Below are 20,036 nucleotides of genomic sequence, written 5' to 3'. Positions count from 1 at the left end.
GTCAAAGGGAGCGCTCCAGAAGCCAGATGAGCAGCGCCTTCTGGGCGTGCAGCCGGTTCTCGGCCTCGTCCCAGACCCTGCTCTGCGGACCGTCCAGGACGGACGCGGCGATCTCCTTGCCGCGGTAGGCGGGCAGGCAGTGCAGGACGATCGCCCCGGGGTCGGCGCCGGCGAGCAGGTCCTCGTCCACGGCGTACGGCTCGTACAGCGAGGTGTCCTTGCCGTCCTGCCCCATCGACACCCACGTGTCGGTCGCGAGGACGTCGGCCCCGGCGGCGGCCTGCCGGGCGTCGTCGGTGACCGTCACGGATCCGCCGGTCGCGGCGGCGATCTCGGTCGCGCGGGCCACGACGGCGGGGTCCGGGGGAAGCGACGCGGGGGCGCCGACCCGGACGTGCATCCCGGCGGTGGCGCAGCCGAGCAGGTAGGAGTGCGCCATGTTGTTGGCGCCGTCGCCGAAGTAGGCGAGCGTGACGCCGGCGAGGTCGCCCTTCGCCTCCCGGACGGTCTGCAGGTCGGCGAGGATCTGGCAGGGGTGGAACTCGTCGGTGAGGGCGTTGACGACCGGGACCCTGGTGCCGGCGGCCATCTCCTCGATGCGCTCCTGCCCGGCCGTCCGCCACACGATCGCGCTGACCTGCCGTTCGAGGACGCGCGCGGTGTCGGCGATCGTCTCGCCGCGGCCGAGCTGGCTCGTTCCGGCGTCCATCACGAGCGGGTTGCCGCCCAGCTCGGCGATGCCGGCGGCGAACGAGAGCCGGGTCCGGGTGGACGGCTTGTCGAACAGCACCGCCACCGACCGCGGGCCTTCCAGCGGCCGGTGGCCGAACCGGTCCTTCTTCACCGCGCCTGCCAGGTCGAGCACCTCGGCCTGTTCGGCGGGAGTGAGATCGTCGTCCCGGAGGAAGTGCCTGGTCACGGTCGGTTCTCCTACTCGGGTGAGGCGTCGAGAATAGCGGGAAACGCGTCGGTGAACGAGCCCGCCTGCTCGGCGGTGAGGACCAGCGGGGGCGCGATCCGCAGCGCGTCCGGCTGGAGCGCGTTGATCAGGAAGCCGGCGTCGCGGGCGGCGGCCTCCACGGCGGGGGCGTGCGGCCCGGTGAGGACCGCCGCCCGCCACAGGCCGCGGCCCCGCACGCCCGCCAGCAGCGGATGCCCGACGGCGTCGAGCCCGGCCGCGAGGGTCTCCCCCACGGAGGCGGCGTTGGCGAGCAGCCCGTCCTTCTCGATCGTGGTGAGGACGGCGAGGGCCGCGGCCGCGCCCACCGGATTGCCGCCGAACGTGCTGCCGTGGTCGCCCTTGGCGAACAGGCCGCCGTGCGGGCCGAACGCGACGCACGCCCCGATCGGGAGCCCTCCGCCCAGGCCCTTGGCGAGGGTGAGCACGTCGGGCTTCGCGTTCTCGTGCTCGAACGCGAACCATGTGCCGGTGCGGCCGATCGCGGACTGGATCTCGTCGGCGACGAACAGCGCCCCCGCCTCGTCGCAGATCCGGCGGACGGCGGCGAAGTACCCGTCCGGCGGCGGGACGACCCCGGCCTCGCCCTGCGTGGGCTCCAGGAAGACCGCGGCGCAGTCCTCGTCCACGGCGGCCTTCAGCGCCTCCGCGTCCCCGTACGGGACGAACCGAACATCGATCGCGAAGGGCCCGAACGGCTCCCGGATCGCCGCCTTGCCCGTCAGGGACAGCGCGCCCAGAGTCCGGCCGTGGAAGCCGTTCTCCGCGGCCACGAAGTACGCCCGCCCGTTCTGCCTCCCGTACTTGATGGCGAGCTTCAGCGCGCACTCGTTGGCCTCGGTGCCGCTGTTGGCGAGGAACACCCTGCCGTCCCCGCCGAGCAGCTCCAGCAGCCGTTCGGCGAGCAGCACCTCCGGCTCGTGCAGGAACAGGTTGGACGTGTGCGCCAGTGTCGCGACCTGCGACGACACCGCCTCCACGAGCGCCGGGTGGCCGTGCCCGAGCGAGCTGACCGCGATCCCGGCGATCAGGTCGAGGTACTCGCGGCCGCCGGCGTCCCACACCCGGCAGCCCTCGCCGCGGGCGAGCGCGACCGGCGGGACGCCGTAGTTCGGCATGAACGCGGCCTCGAACCGCGCCCTGAGGTCGCTCATGCCGTCACCTCCGCCGCATCCTGCTCGGCCGCGGGGGCGCCCGGGAGGCTGGGCAGCACCATCGTTCCGATCCCTTCGTCGGTGAAGATCTCCAGCAGCAGCGAGTGCGGGACACGCCCGTCCAGCACGTGGGCCTGCGGGACGCCGCCGCGCACCGCGGCCAGGCACGCCTCCATCTTCGGCACCATGCCCGCCGACAGCTCCGGCAACAGGCCGGCCAGCTCGTCGGTGGTGAGCCGGTCGATCACGTCGTCGCTGCCCGGCCAGTCCGCGTAGAGGCCCTCGACGTCGGTGAGGACGACCAGCTTCGCCGCGTCCAGCGCGACGGCCAGCGCCGCGGCGGCCGTGTCGGCGTTGACGTTGTAGACCTCGCCGTCGTCGCCGCGCGCGATGCTGGAGATCACCGGGACGCGGCCGTCGTCCAGCAGCGCCCGGACGGCGCCGACCTGCACCTCGACGATCTCGCCGACCTGGCCGATGTCGACGGCCTCGCCGTCCACGACCGCGTGCTTGCGCTCGGCGGTGAGCAGGTTCGCGTCCTCGCCGGACATGCCGAGCGCGAACGGGCCGTGCCGGTTGATCAGCCCGACGACGTCCCGCTGCACCTGGCCGGTCAGCACCATCCGGACGACCTCCATGGCCTCGGGGGTGGTGACGCGCAGCCCGGCGGTGAACGTCGAGTCGATGCCGTTGCGGGCCAGCGCGGCGTTGATCTGCGGGCCGCCGCCGTGCACGATCACCGGCTTCAGCCCGGCGTAGCGCAGGAACACGATGTCCTCGGCGAACGAGTGCCGCAGCTCCTCGTCGGTCATCGCGTGCCCGCCGTACTTGATCACGACGGTCCGGCCGTGGAACCGCTCCAGCCACGGCAGCGCCTTGATCAGCGTCTCGGCCTTCGACATGACGCTCATCCGGTTCTTGCGCATCTCCGCACCGGAGGTGATGCCGCTCATGTCGAATACGCCGAGTTCTCGTGGACGTAGTCGGCGGTGAGGTCGGTCGTCCAGACGGTCGCGCTGTGCGGGCCGGCGGACAGGTCGACGGTGATGGTGACGTCGCGGGGACGCAGATCGACCTTGTCGCGGTCGTCGCCGAACGAGCCGTTCCGGCACACCCACACGCCGTTGATCGCGACGTTCACCTGGCCGGGCTCGAACACCGCGTCGGTGGTGCCCACGGCCGACAGCACCCGGCCCCAGTTCGGGTCCTCGCCGTGGATCGCGCACTTCAGCAGGTTGTTGCGGGCGATGGAGCGCCCGACGGTGACGGCGTCGTCCTCGGAGGCGGCGCCGACGACCTCGATCGCGATGGCCTTGGACGCGCCCTCGGCGTCCACGAGCAGCTGCCGGGTGAGGTCGCCGCACACCTCGGTGAGCAGCGCGGTGAACTCGTCCTCGTCCGGGACGACCTCGGTGGCGCCCGAGGCGAGCAGCAGGACGGTGTCGTTGGTGGACATGCAGCCGTCGGAGTCGAGCCGGTCGAGGGTGACGCCGGTGGCCGCGCGCAGCGCCCGGTCCAGCGTCTCCGCGGACAGGGCCGCGTCGGTGGTGATGACGCACAGCATGGTTGCCAGGGACGGGGCGAGCATGCCCGCGCCCTTCGCCATCGCGCCGATCATGTAGCCGCCCGCGCCCTGCCGGAAGGAGATCTTCGCGACGGTGTCGGTCGTGCGGATCGCATCGGCGGCGGCGAGCCCGCCGTCCCCGCGCGACAGCTCCGCCGCGGCCTTCTCGACGCCGGGGAGCAGCAGGTCCATCGGGAGCCGCTCGCCGATCAGCCCGGTGGAGCAGACGGCGATCTCGCCGGCCGAGTCGTCCAGGATCCCGGCGGCCCGCTCCGCGGTCGCGTGCGTGTCCTGGAAGCCCGCGCTTCCGGTGCAGGCGTTGGCGCCGCCCGCGTTCAGCACGACCGCGCGGACGCGGCCGCCTTTGAGGACCTGCTCCGACCACAGGACGGGCGCGGCCTTCACGCGGTTGCGGGTGAACACGCCGGCGGCCGCCCGCGACGGCCCGTCGTTGACGACGAGGGCCAGGTCGCGGTTGCCGCTGTCCTTCAGCCCGGCGGCGACGCCGGCGGCGCGGAAACCCCGGGGGGCGGTGACGCTCAAGGGGACACTCCGATCGTGGTCAGCCCGAGTTCTTCCGGGAGGCCGAGGGCGAGGTTGGCGCTCTGCACCGCGCCGCCCGCGGTGCCCTTGGTGAGGTTGTCGACGGCGGCGACCACGACGATGCGGCCGGCCGCCTCGTCCAGGGCGGCCTGGACGAGGACGGTGTTGGCGCCGAGCGTCATGGACGTGGCGGGCCACTGCCCCTCCGGCAGCAGCCCCAGGAACGGTTCGTCCGCGTACGCGTCCGCGTAGGCGGCGCGCAGTGTCGCGGCGGTGACGCCGGGGCGCGCTCTCGCCGTGCAGGTGGCGAGGATGCCGCGGCTCATCGGCGCGAGCGTCGGGGTGAAGGAGACCGTGACCGGCTCTCCCGCGACCGCGCTCAGGTTCTGCACCATCTCGGGCGTATGCCTATGCGTGCCGCCGACGGCGTAGGCGGAGACGGAGCCCATGACCTCGCTGCCCAGCAGGTGCGGCTTGAGGGCCCGTCCCGCGCCCGAGGCGCCGGACGCGGCGACCACGACGACGTCGGGCTCGGCGAGACCGGCGGCGAACGCGGGGAACAGCGCGAGGGAGACGGCCGTCGGGTAGCAGCCGGGGACGGCGACGCGTCCGGCGCCGCTCAGCGCCTCGCGGTGCCCGGGCAGTTCCGGCAGGCCGTAGGGCCAGGTGCCCGCGTGGGGCGTTCCGTAGAACCTCTCCCAGTCGGCGGCGTCGGCCAGCCGGTGGTCGGCGCCGCAGTCGACGACCAGGACGTCCTCGCCGAGCTTCTCGGCGATCGGCCCGGACTGGCCGTGCGGCAGCGCCAGGAACACCACGTCGTGGCCGGAGAGCGTGTCCGGGGTGGTCTCGTCCAGGACGCGGCCGGCCAGGGTTCGCAGGTGCGGCTGGTGCGCGCCCAGTTCGGTGCCCGCGTTGGAGCCGGCCGTCAGCGTGCCGATCTCGAACTCTGGATGTCCCGCCAGGATGCGCAGCACCTCGCCGCCCGCGTAACCGCTGGCGCCGGCGACCGCCGTCCGGATTCCCATGTCCACTCTGCCCTTCCGAAGCAACCAGCAAGAGTATGCATGAGGCTGGATGTCTATTCAACGGCGAGGGTGCGTTTTCGCCCTGCTGAGACCAGGGCCACATGACGCGAGCGTGCATGTCAACGTAGGTTGGCAGAAGAACTACGTCAACCTATGTTGACACCAGAAGTGGTCCGCGACTTAGTTAGAGGTCTAAAGATTTGCCATCTAAACATCAGCCGCCTAACATCACCCGCATGGAGAACCTCGGCCTCGGGGACCTGAAGGCGCTCGGTCCCATGGAGGAGTGGCCGGTCGGGAGGCTCTTCGCCGCCGCGTCCCGGCTGTCGGGCCCCATCGTGTGGCGGATCATCGAGAAGCACGGCATCAGCCCCGCGGGGTTCTTCCTGCTGCGCCTGCTCATCACCGAGGACGGGCTGCGCCCCGGCGAGGTCGCCAAGCGGCTGCTCGTCACCCCCGCCACCGTCACCTCGGTGGTCGACACGCTGGAACGCAACGGGCATGTGCGGCGCGAACGCTCCTACCGGGACCGGCGCGGCGTGATGCTGCTCATCACCGACTCCGGCCGGCGGCTGCTCGCCGAGAAGTCCCAGCCCATCGGCCAGGACCTCGCGCGCCTCTACGACGTGGTCGACGAGGGCGACGAGGCCGCCGTCCGCAGGTTCCTGCTCAACCTGATCAAGAAGTTCGAGAACTACTCCCACGACGAGGAAGCGAAGGGGGACGGCGAGTGACAGAGCCTCCGGAGGCCGCCGTTCGCACGGTCGGCCTGAAGAAGACCTATCCCGCGTCCGGTCCGCGTCCCGCGGTGCCCGCCGTGCAGGGCATCGACCTGGACGTCCCGCGCGGCGAGTTCTTCGGGCTGCTCGGCCCGAACGGCGCGGGCAAGTCGACGACCATCGGCATGCTCACCACGCTGGTCGTCCCGACCGGCGGCAGCGCGCACGTGTCCGGCCTGGACGTCGTGAAGGACGCCGTCGAGATCAAGCGCCGCATCGGCGTGGTGTCGCAGAACAACACGCTCGACAGCGATCTGACCGTCGCCGAGAACCTGGAGTTCCGCGGCCGGTACTTCGGGCTGGCCGCACGGGACGCCCGCAAGCGCGCCACCGAACTGCTGGAGCTGTTCGGGCTCACCGAGCAGCGCGGCGGCAACCCGTTCGAGATCTCCGGCGGCCAGGCCAAGCGCGTCATGATCTGCCGGGCCCTCATGCACGGCCCGGAGGTCCTCTTCCTGGACGAGCCGACCGCCGGGCTCGACCCGCAGACCCGCACCAACCTGTGGGAGGTCCTGCGCGGCCTGCAGGCGGCCGGGCAGACCATCCTCCTCACCACCCACTACATGGAGGAGGCCGAGGCGCTCTGCGACCGGGTCGCGGTCGTCGACCACGGCAAGATCCTCGCCAGCGGCACGGTGGACCAACTCAAGTCCAACGCCGGCGCCGACACCGTCATCACGGTGACCTACGACGCCCCCGCCCCGCAGGAGATCAAGAAGCTCGGCGACCGGAGCGGCATCAGCAAGGTCGAGGTCAACGACGGCCAGGTCCGCGTCTTCGCCGCCGAGCCCGACGGCATCCTCGGCGAGCTGGTCACGATCGGCTCGGCCGCCGGGGTGGGCGTCATCGACGCGACCCAACTCCGTCCCAGCCTGGAGACCGTCTTCCTCACCCTCACCGGAAGGGACTACCGCGAATGACCGCGTCCGCCGCCCCCGCCGTCCTGGCGCCGCCGCCGCCGGCGCGGGCCACGATCCCCCGCACGTTCGCCGCCATGATGGCGCGCGAGGCGCGGGTCATGCGCAAGAACTTCCTGTCGACGTTCATCCGGGTGCTGGTGCAGCCGGTGATGTTCGTCTTCGTGTTCGCCTACGTGCTGCCGAAGCTCGGCGGCGGCGCGATGGCGGGCGGGCCGGGCGGGCCCACGTTCTCCACCATCCTGCTGCCCGGCCTGGTCGGCTCGTCCATCATCATGCAGGCGATGATGGCGGTGATCTTCCCGCTGATGATGGAGCTGACCTGGCAGAAGTCGATCACCGACCGGGCGCTGGCGCCGGTGCCCGTGCCGCTGCTGGCCGCCCAGAAGATCATCGCGGCGGCGGCGCAGGGCCTGATCGGCGGGCTGCTGGTGTTCCCCGCGGTGCTGTTCATCCACGCCGACGGCGAGTCGCCCGAGGTGCACGTGGACAACTGGCCCGTCCTGATCGTGGTGATGGTGGTCGGCGCGCTGCTGTCGGCGTCCGGCGGGCTGCTGCTCGGCACGCTGATGAACCCGCAGAAGGTCCAGGTGCTGTTCGCGATGGTCCTGCTGCCGATGACCATGCTCGGCTGCGTGTACTACCCGTGGTCGGCGCTGGACAACATCCGCTGGCTGCAGATCCTCAGCCTGTTCAACCCGCTGGTGTACGTCAGCGAGGGGCTGCGGAGCGCGCTCACGCCGGAGATCCCGCACATGCCGGTGTGGGCCTTCCTGCTGGCCATCGTGGGCGGGACGATCCTGCTGACGTGGGCCGCGACCCGCACGTTCACCAAGCGGGTGCTGACCTGACCCGAACGCAGGAGCGGGGCCCGAGGGTTTTGCCATCCCCCGGGCCCCTGTGGTTACCGCCCAATTCGCACGCCGGCACATGGATGGACGCGGATCAGTCTGAATCCCTTGTGCGTTGCCGTTACGCCATCGCCCCACGAGCGGAGCGAGCCGGACTCGAACCGGCATCTCAAGGGTGATCGTCCACGTCCGGGCGATCCGGCGATCGGCGGTGAATGCTGAGTCTGGAGCGAGAGTCTGAGATTGAGCGGGCAGGCCGCCTCTACCGGTTGGGCTACCCCGGCACGTGTGCCGGGGGCGGGATTCGAACCCGCACTGTCACCCGCCCTCGTCAGTTTCGGCTTCAGCTTCAGCTTGCGCTCCTCGCGCACCCCCCGCGCCATGGCGGGGAGATCCTGTTGACTTGTCAATCGTTCCGGCACGCGGCGCCGGCCGGTCAGCCGAAGAGGTAGCCGAAGACCGCCTCGCCGACCCGCTGGTCGGTCACCTCGATCCCGTTGGCCTCCTCACGCGCGAACTTGACCGCGTCCTGCAGCCTCTCGACGCGGCCGAGCAGCTCGTTGACGCGCCTCGCCGGGAGGGCGCCGGAGAACTTCACCGTCGTCCAGTGCCCGACGGCGACGTCCTCGTAGTACACCTCGACCTGGGCCGGGTGCTTCTCGGTCGCCTCGGCCTTGACGTGGTTGCGCGGGACCTTCTTCGTCTTCACGGTGCGGACGGCCTCGGTCCGCCACACGTCGGTGGAGGGGTCGAAGGTCCACGTCTCGGCGGCGTCCAGTACCGGCAGCTTCTTGACGAAGGTGTGCAGGTCCTTCAGCTGCTTCTCCAGGAACAGCAGGTAGGAGACGGGCACGTCGCGCAGGAGCGTCGTGCCGTCCACCGTCACGTCGGCGCGGGCGACGCAGTTGGCCCAGTCCTTCGTGGCGGTGACGTCGAACAGCCGGGTCAGCGAGGACGTGACCTCGCGCAGCACGTCGTCCACCTTGGTCTGCACCCGGGTGGACTCCGCCGGCAGCTGCTCCCCCTCCTCGTCCTTCGGCTGGTAGGCCCGCGAGATGCCGGACAGCAGCGGAGCCTTCTGGACCGCGTGGTGCGCGGCGGTCAGGTCCTGGAAGGACTTGCTCTTGACGCCCTTCTCCACCGCGATGATCTGATTCAGCTTGGTCGGCACCCCGTCCACTCCCCTCGTTTCGACGACGACCGTAACAGTGACGCTTTGGGAGATCACCGCATTTTCCGGTAGTCAGGCGGTTGGTCCGGTCACTCCAGCGGCTCGATCTCGGCCAGGCCGGCCGTGCGGTCCATCCGCAGCCAGCGGGTGACGCCGAGGGTGCGCAGGAACGGCACGTCGTGGCTGACCACGACCAACGCCCCCTGGTAGGCGGCCAGGGCCTGCGCGAGCTGCGCGGCACTGGCCATGTCGAGGTTGTTCGTCGGCTCGTCCAGGAGCAGCAGCTTCGGGGCGGGCTCGGCGAGGAGCAGCGACGCCAGCACGGCGCGGAACCGTTCCCCGCCCGACAGCGTCCCGGCGGGCCGGTCGGCCCGCGCGCCGCGGAACAGGAACCGCGCCAGCCCGGCGCGGACCTCGGACGGCGACGCCGACGGCGCCTGCGCGCGGACGTTCTCGGCGACGCTGAGCGCCTCGTCGAGTACGTCGAGCCGCTGCGGCAGGTACCGGACGCCGTCCACGCCGATCCGGACGGTCATGCCGTCCGGGACGCGCTCGCCCGTGAGCGCCCGGAGGAAGGTGGTCTTGCCGGAGCCGTTCGGGCCGACCAGCGCGATCCGCTCCGGGCCCCGGACGATCAGCTCGGTGAGCGTGCCGAGCTCGGGTTCGGCCGCGCCGAGCCCGGTCACGGTCGCGACCGTGCGCCCGGCCGAGACACGGGTGGCGGGCAGCTCGACGCGGATCTCGGCGTCCTCGCGGACCGCGTCCTCCGCCTCGGTGAGCCGGGTCCGCGCGTCCGCGAGCCGTTCCTCGTGCATGATGCGGTGCTTACCGGCCGACTCCTGCGCCTGCCGCTTGCGCGCCCCCATCACGATCTTGGGTTCGCGCTTGTTCTCCTGCATCTTCCTGCCGTACCGCTGGCGGCGGGCCAGCTTGACGTGGGCCTCCTCCAGTTCGCGTTTCTGGCGGCGCAGATCGGTCTCCGCCGCCCTGACCGTGCGTTCCGCGGCCTCCTTCTCGACGGCGAGGAACTCCTCGTAGGCCGCCAGGTTGCCGCCGAACGTCCGGACGGCGCCGTCGCGCAGGTCGGCGATCTCGCCGACGCGGTCGAGCAGTTCCCGGTCGTGGCTGACGACGACCAGCACGCCCGTCCAGGACGCGACCGCGTCGTACAGGCGGTGCCGGGCGTCCAGGTCCAGGTTGTTGGTCGGCTCGTCCAGCAGCAGGACGTCGGGGCGCGCGAGGAACCGGGCGGCGAGCCCGACCATCACCGCCTCGCCGCCCGACAGCGTCGGGACGGTCCGGTCCAGGCCGAGGTGGTCGAGGCCGAGCCGGTCGAGTTCGGCGCGGGCGCGTTCCTCGACGTCCCAGTCGTCGCCTACGGCGGCGAAGTTCTCCTCGGTGGCCTCACCGCGCTCGATGGCGTGCAGCGCGGTGCGCGTCGCGGTGATGCCGAGCAGATCGGAGACGGTGGCGGCGTCGTCCAGGACGAGGTTCTGCGGCAGGTAGCCGACCTCGCCCTCGACGGCGACGGTCCCCGACCCGGGTCGCAGCTCACCGGCGATGATCTTCAGCAGGGTGGACTTGCCGGAGCCGTTGACGCCGATGAGGCCGGTACGGCCGGTGCCGAACGCGGCGTCGAGGCCGTCCAGGACGACGGTGCCGTCCTCCCACGCGAAGGACAGGTCCGAGCACACGATGGCGAAAGACATAAGGGGCGGCCTCCATGGTGAAAGAGAGATGCGGGACGCATGGAGACACCGCGGATCGCGCGACGCGCCGGCGGGCATGAAGAAGCCCGGCGGGATCAGAGTCCGTACTGAGGTCACGTGCGCGGGCCGGTGGACGGCCGCTGCGCGGTGTCGGACCTCAGTTCCTCAATGGACTCCCCAACCGGGCGGCGATGTGACGAGGTAAGGCTACCCGAGGACTTATCGCAACACAAGTAGTGTTAACGCTCGGTCGGCCACCCGTGGGCCGGGACCGACCATGCGGGCCGGAACACGAACGTGCCCGGACCTCGGCCGGGTCCGGGCACGCTCGGTGCTTTGTCAGGCGCCGCGCAGGACGGCTCCGGTGCGGTCGGACGCCGCCGCCACCGCGGCGTCGCGGGCCTCGGACGCCTCCTCGGCGGTGAGCGTGCGGTCCGGGGCACGGAACCGCAGCGCGTACGCCAGCGACTTGCGGCCCTCGCCCACCTGCTCGCCGGTGTAGACGTCGAACAGCCGGATCGCCTCCAGCAGGTCACCGGCGCCGTCGCGCAACGCGGTCTCGACCTCGGCGGCGGGCACCGCGGAGTCGACGACCAGCGCGACGTCCTGCGTGGCGACCGGGTAGGACGACACGTGCGGCGCCCGCACCGGCACCGGGTCGCCGAGGCGGCCCAGTTCCAGCTCCATCGCGCACGTCCGCGGCGGCAGCCCGTACGCCTTGGTCACACGCGGGTGCAGTTCGCCGGCGTGCCCGGCGAGCGTGTCCCCGGCGTACAGCGCGGCGCACCGGCCCGGGTGCCACGGCTCGTGCTGGTCGGCCTTGACGGTCAGCTCGACGCCGACCTCCCGGGCCACCGTCCGGGCGGCCTCGATCGCGTCCGCCCACAGCGCCGGGCGGCCCTCGCCCCACCAGCCCGACGGCTCGCGGTCGCCGGACAGCACGACCGCGAGCCGGTGCGGCTGGTCCGGCAGCGCCGCCTCCACGGTGGCGACCTCGTCGGCGGTGGGGCCTCGGTCCACGGCCAGGCGCGGTGCCCGCTCCGGCGCGTCCGGACGCGGCCGGAACACCACGCCGATCTCAAACAGGGCGGCGTCGCCGAAGCCGCGTCCCACGTTGAGCGCCAGCACCTTGAGCAGGCCCGGCAGCAGCGTGGTGCGCAGCAGCGGCTCCTCCTCCGACAGCGGGTTCGCGAGCCGCAGCGTCCGCCGCCGCGCGTCGCCGGCCGGAAGGTGGAGACCGTCCAGGTCCTTCTCGGCGATGAACGGGAAGGCCAGCGCCTCCACGTACCCGGCGCCGGCGAGGGCGCGGCCGACCCGGCGGCGCAGCCGCTGCCGTGCGGTCAGGCCCTTGCCCGCCGCCGGGCGCGGCGCCCGGGCCGGGATGTCCTCGTACCCCTCCAGCCGGATGACCTCCTCGGCGAGGTCGTTCGGGTCGGTGAGGTCGGGGCGCCAGGACGGCGGGGTCACCGTCAGCACGCCGTCCCCGGCGACGGTGCAGCCCACCTGCTCCAGCCGCCGGACGACCGCGTCCCGCCCGTACGTCACGCCCGCGACCCTGTCGGGATGACCGGCGGGCATCGTCACCGTGGCCGGCTCGACCGGCGCCTCCGCGTGGGTGACACCCGGCACGATCTCCGCGCCGCCGAGCTCGGCGAGCATCCGCACCGCCAGGTACGAGGCGTACAGCGGCAGCTCGCGGTCGACGCCGCGTTCGAACCGGTGGGACGCCTCGCTGTGCAGCCGGTGCCGGCGGCTCATCCGGGCGGTGCCCATGGCGTCGAAGTGCGCGGCCTCGATGACCATGTCGGCCGACCGCTCGTCGATCTCGGTGGCGAGCCCGCCCATCGTGCCGGCCATCGAGATCGGCCCCGACTCGTCGGTGATGAGGATGTCGTCGGGGTCGAGGGTCCGCTTGACGTGGTCGAGCGTCTCCAGCTTCTCGCCGGGGGCGGCGCGCCGCACCACGATCGGGCCGGTGAGCTTGCCCCGGTCGAAGGCGTGGAGGGGCTGGCCCAGCTCCAGCATCAGGTAGTTGGTGACGTCCACCGCCAGCGACACCGGGCGCATCCCGGCGCGGTGCAGGCGGACCTGCATCCACAGCGGCGTCTTCGCGTCCGGGTCGAAGCCGCGCACCTCGCGGAGCACGAACCGGTCGCACGCGGACGCGTCACCGATACTCGCCGGATACGCCTCGCCGTTCTTCACCGGAAGTTCCACGTCCGCCGGGTCCTTGAACGGCACCCCGTAGGCGGTGGCGGCCTCGCGGGCGATGCCGCGGATCGACAGGGCGTAGCCGCGGTCCGGGCTGACGGCGATGTCCAGGACGTCGTCGCGCAGCCCGAGAAGCTCCACCGCGTCCGCCCCGACCGGTGTGTCCGGCGGCAGGACGAGGATGCCGCTGTGGTCGTCGCCGATGCCGAGTTCGGTCACCGAGCAGATCATGCCCTCGGACAGGTGCCCGTAGGTCTTGCGGGCGCCGATCTCGAAGCCGCCCGGCAGCACGCCGCCCGGCAGGATCACCACGACGTGGTCACCGACGGCGAAGTTGGTGGCGCCGCACACGATATTCTGCGGCTCGCCGGTCCCGTTGGCGTCGCCGACGTTCACCTGGCAGTAGCGGATCGGCTTCTTGAAGCCGGTCAGCTCCTCGATCGCCAGCACCTCGCCGACCACGAGCGGGCCGGTGAGGTCGGCGCCCGCCTGCTCGACGGTCTCGACCTCCAGGCCGGCCGCGATCAGCTCGGCGGCCAGCGCACGGCCCGTGACGCCGGCCGGAAGCTCGGCGTACTCGCGCACCCAGGAAAGCGGGGCCCGCATCAGATCTCCGTCCCGAACGGGAGGGTGAACCGGACGTCACCCTCCACCATGTCGTACATGTCCTCGACGCCGTGCCGGAACATCAGCGTCCGCTCGACGCCCATCCCGAACGCCCAGCCGCTGTAGCGGTCGGGGTCCACGCCGCAGGCGACCAGCACCCGCGGGTTGACCATGCCGCAGCCGCCCAGCTCGATCCAGCCCTCCGAGCTGCAGGTGCGGCACGGCTCGGCGCCCGGCTCCGCGGACGCGCCCCGGCACACGAAGCACTGCATGTCCACCTCGGCGGACGGCTCGGTGAACGGGAAGTACGACGGCCTGAACCGCGTCTTCAGCCCCTCACCGAACATGCCGGTGACGAACGCGTCGATGCCGCCGCGCAGGTCGGCCATCGTCAGGCCCTCGTCGACGGCGAGGCCCTCCAGCTGGTGGAAGACGGGGCTGTGCGTGGCGTCCAGCTCGTCGGTGCGGAACGTGCGCCCCGGCGCCACCACGTACACCGGCAGCGGCCGGGAGAGCAGCGACCTGATCTGCATCGGGGAGGTGTGCGTGCGCATCACCAGCCCGGACTCCTCCGACTCCACGAAGAAGGTGTCCTGCATCGTGCGGGCCGGGTGGTCGGGCAGGAAGTTCAGCGCGTCGAAGTTGAACCACTCCGCCTCGACCTCGGGGCCCTCGGAGACCTCGAAGCCCATGGAGACGAAGACGTCGGCCATCCGCTCCTGCATCGTGGTCAGCGGGTGCCGGGCGCCGCGCGGGGCGCGGTCCCACGGGAGCGTGACGTCGACGGTCTCCTCGACGAGGACGCGCTGGTCGCGCTCCTCCTCCAGCTCGGCCTGGCGCGCCTTGAGCGCCTGGGACACCGCGCCGCGGGCGGCGCCGATGCGCTTGCCGGCGTCGGCGCGGGCCGCGGGCGGCAGCGCGCCGATCTCGCGGTTGGCGAGGGCGAGCGGGGAACGGTCGCCGGCGTGCGCCAGGCGGACCTGCTTCAGGTCGTCGAGGCCGGACGCCGCGGCGATGGCCGCGAGCGCCTCGTCACGGGCCCGCTCCAGCTCTTCCGGCTGCAGCGCGGACACCTCGACGGGATCATAGGACTTGTTGGGTGCAGACATGGTGGTGTGATCGACTCCGGTCGGCGTGGGACGCCCGCAGTCTAGTGCGCGGGCGATGAGGATCCGGAAAGCATGCGCGTGACGCGCTGGCCCTGTCGGGGTTCCGCCTGCGGCGTACCCGGCGCCGTGCGCCGGATTCAGCTCGCGTAGTCGGGGGCCCCTGCGGGCACGGTAAATCGGAACTCGGCGCCGCCGCCGGGCGCCCGCCGCACGGTGATCACGCCGCCGTGCGCCTCGACCAGGCCCTTGACGATGTAGAGCCCGAGGCCGGTGCCGCCGCGGCGGTTGCCGCCGGGGCCGCGCCAGAACTGCCGGAAGACGCGCTGGACGGCCTCGGGCGGAATGCCCTCGCCCTCGTCGCGCACCGACACGGCGGCTCCCTCCTTGTGCGCGTCCGGCTCCACCACGATGGTGACAGTACCCGCTCCGTGCCGCACCGCGTTTTCGACGAGGTTGCCGAGTATCTGATCCATCTTGTCGGGATCGAGCCACATCTCGGGCAGCTCGCCCCGCGTCTCGAACCGGAACCTGTCCTCCGGCTCGCCGGCCGCGACCCGGCCCGCGATGACCTTGCGGACCTCCTCGGGGATGTCGACGACCTGGCGGTGCATCTCCAGCCGGCCGGCCTCGATCCGGGACACGTCCAGCAGCTCGGTGATCAGCCGGGTGACCCGGTCGGCGTCGGCGTTGACGGTCTCCAGCATGACCCGCTTCTGGTCGTCGTTGAAGCGGTGCCACTTGGCCAGCAGCGTCGCGGTGAACCCCTTCACGCTGGTCAGCGGGGAGCGCAGCTCGTGCGCGACGGTCGAGACGAGGTCGGCGCGGTCGCGTTCCTGCCTGGTGCGGTGCAGGGCGTCGCGCAGGCACACGGTGAACCGTTCCACCCGCCGGTCGCCGCCGCGCCGGTACGCGGCGGTCACCAGCACCTCGGTGCCGCCGGGCAGGAAGAGCACCCGCTCGGGGTGCCGGGTGCGGGTGGACAGGCCGTCGTAGGGGGCCAGGCACTTCCACCAGTCGCGGCCCTCGGCGTCGTGCAGCGGCAGGACGTCGCGGAAGTCGCGGCCCAGCGCGGACGCGGCGGGAATCCCGGTGATGCGCGCGGCGGCGGCGTTGAACACCAGCACGCGGGCGTCCCGCCCGGCGACCAGCAGCCCGTCGGGCAGGTCGTCCGCGGTGCCCTCCTCGGGAACCGGCCCGGACCCGGCCTCGGGCACGCGCGCGGCCACGAGAGGGGGTTCCTCTCCGCCCACAGCGGCCTCCACAACACCGATGAGAACGCGGCCTGTCGAATAGAGACTCTAGCCGGAGTCGGGCCCCTGACGGGACCCGGAAACCGCCCGGCGGCAAGGCATGTGTGGCCTCCGGGCGGTGTGCCGCCCACTCCGGAGGGCGGCCTCACCAGGACGTCCGCGGCTCACCGCGAGGTGGTCGGCGAGTCCTGTCCGGAGAGCGCCCGACCGGACAGCGCCGCCTCGACGTCCGGGTGGATCGCGAACAGGTTGTGCAGCCCGGTGATGCGCAGGAGCCGCAGCTGCGCGGGCCGGACCCCGGCGAGGACGATCTCGCCGCCGCCGGCCGCGATCTGGTTGTGCGCGGCGACCAGCGCGCCGAGCCCGGCCGCGTCGCAGAACGGGACGGCGGTGAAGTCGGCCACCAGCCGACGCGGCCCCGCCTCGTGCAGCCCCACGAGCCGGTCGCGCAGCGAGCCGGCCGTGCGCAGGTCGATCTCCCCGGCCACCGCGACGACGGCCGTGTCGCCGCGCACCCGGGAGATCTCGATCCGCAGCCCGTCCGCCGCGGCCTGCGCGCCGGGGAAGCCCGGAGCGGTGGCCGCGCGGACCGAACCGGCCCGGCACCGCACCTCCGGCGCCCGCCGGCCCGCCCGTACGGCACGCCTGGTCTCCTCGGTCATCACGCTCGCCCCCAACTTTGCGCGGCATCGTCGCCGCCCTGGTCAACGCACTGATCAACACGTTAGGCACGGGGCGGGACGGCGTAATCCACCGCCGGTCCCTATCCCGCTCCTACCTGCGAACGAGTCGCGCGCGGCGGCCGACCCCCCGCCTGCCGTCCGCGTGCGGACAATCCTCCCAGCTCACCCACCGGAAAACGGCGCGCGGAGCGACCGATTGCGGCCAACCGATCACGGTATGCATTGAACCTCCGCGACCGTGCGAACGTGCGGCCCCTTCCGCCCCGTTAGGACGTGAGCTGGGCACGGGCCGACGCATAGAGGCATACGGCCGCCGCCGTCGCCAGGTTCAGGCTCTCGGCCCGCCCGTAGATGGGCACGCGCACCACCTCGTCCACGTGCCGGAGGATCTCCTCGGGCAGTCCCCACGCCTCGTTCCCGAACACCCACGCGGTGGGGCGCGCGAGCAGCCCCTCGTCGATCGCCCCGTCGAGGGTGCGGTCGCCCGCGCCGTCGGCGGCGAGGACGGTGAGGCCCGCGCCCTTCAACTCGGGGATCAGCGTGTCGAACCGCGGGCCGACCACGACCGGCAGATGGAACAGGCTGCCCGCCGAGGCGCGGACGCACTTGCCGTTGTAGGGGTCGACGGACGCGTCGGTGAACACGACCGTCTCCGAGCCGGCGGCGTCGGCGGTGCGCAGCACGGTTCCCGCGTTGCCCGGGTCGCGGACGTGCGCGAGGACGGTCACCAGCCGGGGACCGGCCTCCAACGCCTCGCCGAGCGGGACGTCGACGAACTCGCAGACCGCCAGCAGCCCCTGCGGGGTGACGGTCTGGGCCAGTTCCGCCATGACCTCCCCGCTGACGCGCAGCACCGGCGCGCCGGCGCGCTCGGCGGCGAGCACCAGCTCGGGGTGGCGGGCCTCCGCCTCGGCCGTGGTGAACAGCTCGGCGAGCCCACCGGGGATCTCCAGCGCCTCCCGCACCGCCTGCGGCCCCTCAGCGAGGAACCGGTTCTCGCGGCGCCGGAAGGCGCGTTTGGCGAGCCGCCGAGCGGCCTTCACCCGCGGTGATCGGAGAGAGGTCAGCTCGCGGCCCGCCATGTCGCCGTAATCGCCCGTATGCCGGTCACCCGGCTCAGGCCGCCTCCGAACCCTCGGCCGGGAGCGCGTCCTTGGCGACCTTCACCAGGGTGGCGAACGCCGGGGCGTCGTTGACGGCGAGCTCGGCGAGCATGCGCCGGTCGACCTCCACCTCGGCGGCCTTCAGGCCCTGGATGAACCGGTTGTAGGTGATGCCGTTGGCGCGGGCCGCGGCGTTGATCCGCTGGATCCACAGCCGGCGGAACTGGCCCTTGCGGTCCTTGCGGTCCCGGAAGGCGTAGGTCATCGAGTGGAGCTGCTGCTCCTTGGCCTTGCGGTACAGGCGCGAACGCTGCCCGCGGTAGCCGCTCGACCGCTCCAGGACGACCCGACGCTTCTTGGCGGCGTTGACCGCCCGCTTCACGCGTGCCACGTGCTGACTCCTTCGTGGGGGCCGGGGCCTTCCGGGCCTCGGCCGGTCGCTGATGTTGCTGGTCGGGTGCTACTTGCGCAGCAGCTTCTTGATGTTCTTGGCGTCGGCGTCGGCCACGACGGCCGGGCCGGACAGGCGGCGCGTCCGCTTGGTGGGCTTGTGCTCGAGCAGGTGGTTCTTGTTGGCGCGGCGGCGCATCACCTTGCCGGAGCCGGTCAGCTTGAAGCGCTTCTTGGCACCACTGTGGGTCTTGGTCTTCGGCATGGTCGCCGTCGTCTCCCTCTTTCCCGGCCTCCGTGCGTGACGCACGGAGGCGCGCCTGATCGGCGCACCGCACGGGCTCCGTGGACGCGCCAGGTCAGGCTTCAATGTACGTGCGCCGCGACCCCGCTCTGCCGCGAGGTCGCGGAGTGGGGACCGCCGCTCGGGCGCCCCGCAACGGCCGTCAGGCGGTGCTCTCGGCGTCCTGCCCGCGGGCCGTCTTCTTCTTGTGCGGACCGATCACCATGATCATGTTCCGGCCGTCCTGCTTGGGCCGCGACTCGACGAAGCCGAGGTCCTCGACGTCGTCGGCGAGCCGCTGCAGCAGCCGGAAACCGAGCTCGGGACGGGACTGCTCACGACCACGGAACATGATCGTGACCTTCACCTTGTCCCCGGCCTTCAGGAACCGCACCACGTGACCCTTCTTGGTCTCGTAGTCGTGCGGGTCGATCTTCGGGCGGAGCTTGATCTCCTTGATGACCGTGTGCGCCTGGTTCTTCCGCGCCTCACGCGCCTTCATCGCGGACTCGTACTTGAACTTGCCGTAGTCCATGAGCTTGGCGACGGGCGGGCGCGCGGTGGGCGCCACCTCGACGAGGTCGAGGTCCGACTCACGCGCGAGTTCAAGGGCCTTGGCGATGGGCACGATGCCCACCTGTTCGCCGTTCGGGCCGACGAGCCGGACCTCGGGCACGCGAATGCGGTCGTTGATACGCGGTTCGGCGCTGATGGGACCTCCTTGGGGCCGTTCTCAAGTTCGTTGGACCGGTCGTACCCCGAGGCTTCCACGAGAAAAGCCCCGCACGACTCACGCACGGGGCCACCTTCGGTCTCCCCGAACGGCCGTGCCGCCCAGGGACTACGGCGGGACGGGCGTCGAGCGCCCGTTCGCCGGACCGAGACCCACCGGCCTTCGGCCGGTCAGGTGGGAGGTGGCCTCCGCTTGCGCGCCCGGCACGCGCTGCCACATGGTCGCGCGCACAGGGCCGGTCGGCCACCAAGACTACCACCTGGCGGGACCGCGTGCGCCGCACCGGACCGCCCGCGTGACACCGTGGCCGCGCGGGCGTCCGGGTGAGGTACGCCACTCCATTCAACCGACCCGGACGCCGGCCCATTCCCGGCGACGCGCTTCCCCGGGGACGATGGTGAGGGTGTTCTGGCCCGGTTGGCGTCTCGGCCTCCGGGCGGCGGCTTGTTACGGTGGAGCGGAAACGGCCCGGTGGGGCCGGCACCAGGGAGGTTTCCCGCGATGCCCTCGGTCGAGGCCGGCGCGGCCGGCTCCCTCACCGCCTTGTCACCGATCGGACTGCAGTTCGCGCAGAAGGCGTTCATCGCGTCCGGCGGACGGCTGCTGCTGGTCCGCAAGTCGGCGTCCGACCCGTTCCATCCCGGCCGCTGGGAGGTGCCCGGCGGGCGGCTGGAGGTGGCGGGCGACCTCGATCTCGACGACCACATCCGGCGCGAGGTCTGGGAGGAAGTCGGCCTCAAGATCGAGCCCGGGCCGCCGTTCCATCTGTGGCAGTGGTTCATGCCCGACCGCGGCCCCGCGGGCGGGCGGATACGGGTGGTCGCGGCGGCGCGCCGCTGCCGGCCCGTGTCCTTGGACGCCACCCTGGAGAACCAGGACGCCGGCGACCACCTCGACGGGTGCGCCTGGGTGCCGCTGGAGGAGATCGGCGGCTACGACCTCATCCCGAGCCTGCGCCCGGTGATGCGGGCCTTCCTCCACCAGGCCGGCTGAGCCC

The 20,036-nt window shown here is 72.2% G+C and carries 19 protein-coding genes; 4 read left to right on the top strand and 15 right to left on the bottom strand.

Annotated elements, in window-relative coordinates; genetic code table 11:
- Position 1: 1 nt before the first annotated feature.
- From argF to argC, 5 genes are read right to left on the bottom strand one after another with little or no spacing between them, the layout of a single operon-like run.
- Entirely contained in the window at positions 2–919 is a 918-nt protein-coding gene (gene argF / locus ACQPXG_RS20055; RefSeq protein ID WP_433469217.1) for an ornithine carbamoyltransferase, read from the bottom strand.
- A gap of 11 nt (positions 920–930) precedes the next feature.
- The gene (locus tag ACQPXG_RS20050) at positions 931–2,112 is read right to left on the bottom strand and encodes an acetylornithine transaminase (protein ID WP_433469216.1); all 1,182 of its coding nucleotides are present in this window, start codon (positions 2,110–2,112) and stop codon (positions 931–933) included.
- Positions 2,109–3,038 carry an acetylglutamate kinase gene (argB, locus tag ACQPXG_RS20045; RefSeq protein ID WP_433470010.1) on the bottom strand — a complete coding sequence of 310 codons (930 nt, stop codon included), beginning with the start codon at positions 3,036–3,038 and terminating at the stop codon, positions 2,109–2,111. Before argB ends, ACQPXG_RS20050 begins: the two co-directional genes overlap by 4 nt.
- A 23-nt stretch (positions 3,039–3,061) precedes the next feature.
- Entirely contained in the window at positions 3,062–4,219 is a 1,158-nt protein-coding gene (argJ, locus tag ACQPXG_RS20040) for a bifunctional glutamate N-acetyltransferase/amino-acid acetyltransferase ArgJ (protein WP_433469215.1), read from the bottom strand.
- Positions 4,216–5,244: an N-acetyl-gamma-glutamyl-phosphate reductase gene (gene argC, locus ACQPXG_RS20035; RefSeq protein ID WP_433470009.1), complete on the bottom strand. Its 1,029-nt coding sequence runs from the start codon at positions 5,242–5,244 to the stop codon at positions 4,216–4,218. Before argC ends, argJ begins: the two co-directional genes overlap by 4 nt.
- Before the next feature lie 236 nt (positions 5,245–5,480).
- On the opposite strand from argC, the gene ACQPXG_RS20030 reads away from it, so the two are divergent.
- Genes ACQPXG_RS20030 through ACQPXG_RS20020 form a run of 3 tightly spaced genes read left to right on the top strand, consistent with a single transcriptional unit; the run spans position 5,481 to position 7,791 of the window.
- On the top strand, positions 5,481–5,978 hold the full coding sequence (locus ACQPXG_RS20030) for a MarR family winged helix-turn-helix transcriptional regulator (protein ID WP_433469214.1): 498 nt from the start codon (positions 5,481–5,483) through the stop codon (positions 5,976–5,978).
- The gene (locus ACQPXG_RS20025; protein WP_433469213.1) at positions 5,975–6,943 is read left to right on the top strand and encodes an ATP-binding cassette domain-containing protein; all 969 of its coding nucleotides are present in this window, start codon (positions 5,975–5,977) and stop codon (positions 6,941–6,943) included. Before ACQPXG_RS20030 ends, ACQPXG_RS20025 begins: the two co-directional genes overlap by 4 nt.
- Positions 6,940–7,791: an ABC transporter permease gene (locus ACQPXG_RS20020; RefSeq protein ID WP_433469212.1), complete on the top strand. Its 852-nt coding sequence runs from the start codon at positions 6,940–6,942 to the stop codon at positions 7,789–7,791. The genes ACQPXG_RS20025 and ACQPXG_RS20020 overlap by 4 nt, the downstream gene beginning before the upstream one ends.
- A 436-nt stretch (positions 7,792–8,227) precedes the next feature.
- On the opposite strand, the gene ACQPXG_RS20015 is transcribed toward ACQPXG_RS20020, so the two are convergent.
- The 10 genes from ACQPXG_RS20015 to infC form a co-directional block, all read right to left on the bottom strand.
- Positions 8,228–8,962, bottom strand: coding sequence for a hypothetical protein (locus ACQPXG_RS20015; protein WP_433469211.1), 735 nt, complete (start codon positions 8,960–8,962; stop codon positions 8,228–8,230).
- A gap of 89 nt (positions 8,963–9,051) precedes the next feature.
- On the bottom strand, positions 9,052–10,671 hold the full coding sequence (locus ACQPXG_RS20010) for an ABC-F family ATP-binding cassette domain-containing protein (RefSeq protein ID WP_433469210.1): 1,620 nt from the start codon (positions 10,669–10,671) through the stop codon (positions 9,052–9,054).
- Between the two features lie 339 nt (positions 10,672–11,010).
- A complete protein-coding gene (gene pheT, locus ACQPXG_RS20005; RefSeq protein ID WP_433469209.1) occupies positions 11,011–13,488 on the bottom strand; it encodes a phenylalanine--tRNA ligase subunit beta in 2,478 nt (825 codons plus the stop codon).
- Complete coding sequence (pheS, locus tag ACQPXG_RS20000) at positions 13,488–14,597, bottom strand: phenylalanine--tRNA ligase subunit alpha (protein WP_433469208.1); 1,110 nt, start codon at positions 14,595–14,597, stop codon at positions 13,488–13,490. Before pheS ends, pheT begins: the two co-directional genes overlap by 1 nt.
- Positions 14,598–14,734: 137 nt before the next feature.
- A complete protein-coding gene (locus ACQPXG_RS19995) occupies positions 14,735–15,823 on the bottom strand; it encodes an ATP-binding protein (protein WP_433469207.1) in 1,089 nt (362 codons plus the stop codon).
- A 188-nt stretch (positions 15,824–16,011) separates the two neighbouring features.
- Positions 16,012–16,509, bottom strand: a complete 498-nt coding sequence (locus ACQPXG_RS19990) for an STAS domain-containing protein (protein ID WP_433469206.1) — start codon at positions 16,507–16,509, stop codon at positions 16,012–16,014.
- A 287-nt stretch (positions 16,510–16,796) separates the two neighbouring features.
- Complete coding sequence (locus tag ACQPXG_RS19985) at positions 16,797–17,612, bottom strand: TrmH family RNA methyltransferase (RefSeq protein WP_433469205.1); 816 nt, start codon at positions 17,610–17,612, stop codon at positions 16,797–16,799.
- A gap of 34 nt (positions 17,613–17,646) precedes the next feature.
- Positions 17,647–18,024, bottom strand: a complete 378-nt coding sequence (gene rplT, locus ACQPXG_RS19980; protein WP_433469204.1) for a 50S ribosomal protein L20 — start codon at positions 18,022–18,024, stop codon at positions 17,647–17,649.
- A gap of 69 nt (positions 18,025–18,093) precedes the next feature.
- The gene (gene rpmI, locus ACQPXG_RS19975; RefSeq protein WP_067468638.1) at positions 18,094–18,288 is read right to left on the bottom strand and encodes a 50S ribosomal protein L35; all 195 of its coding nucleotides are present in this window, start codon (positions 18,286–18,288) and stop codon (positions 18,094–18,096) included.
- 181 nt (positions 18,289–18,469) lie between these two features.
- Entirely contained in the window at positions 18,470–19,000 is a 531-nt protein-coding gene (infC, locus tag ACQPXG_RS19970; RefSeq protein WP_433470008.1) for a translation initiation factor IF-3, read from the bottom strand.
- 540 nt (positions 19,001–19,540) lie between these two features.
- On the opposite strand from infC, the gene ACQPXG_RS19965 reads away from it, so the two are divergent.
- Positions 19,541–20,032 (top strand): NUDIX domain-containing protein, encoded by a 492-nt coding sequence (locus ACQPXG_RS19965; protein WP_433469203.1) that lies wholly within the window; start codon positions 19,541–19,543, stop codon positions 20,030–20,032.
- Positions 20,033–20,036 lie beyond the last annotated feature (4 nt).

Origin of the sequence: Spirillospora sp. CA-128828 (assembly GCF_050945415.1) — a bacterium.
GTDB lineage: Bacteria > Actinomycetota > Actinomycetes > Streptosporangiales > Streptosporangiaceae > Spirillospora.
This window is presented reverse-complemented; position numbering and strand designations above follow the sequence as displayed.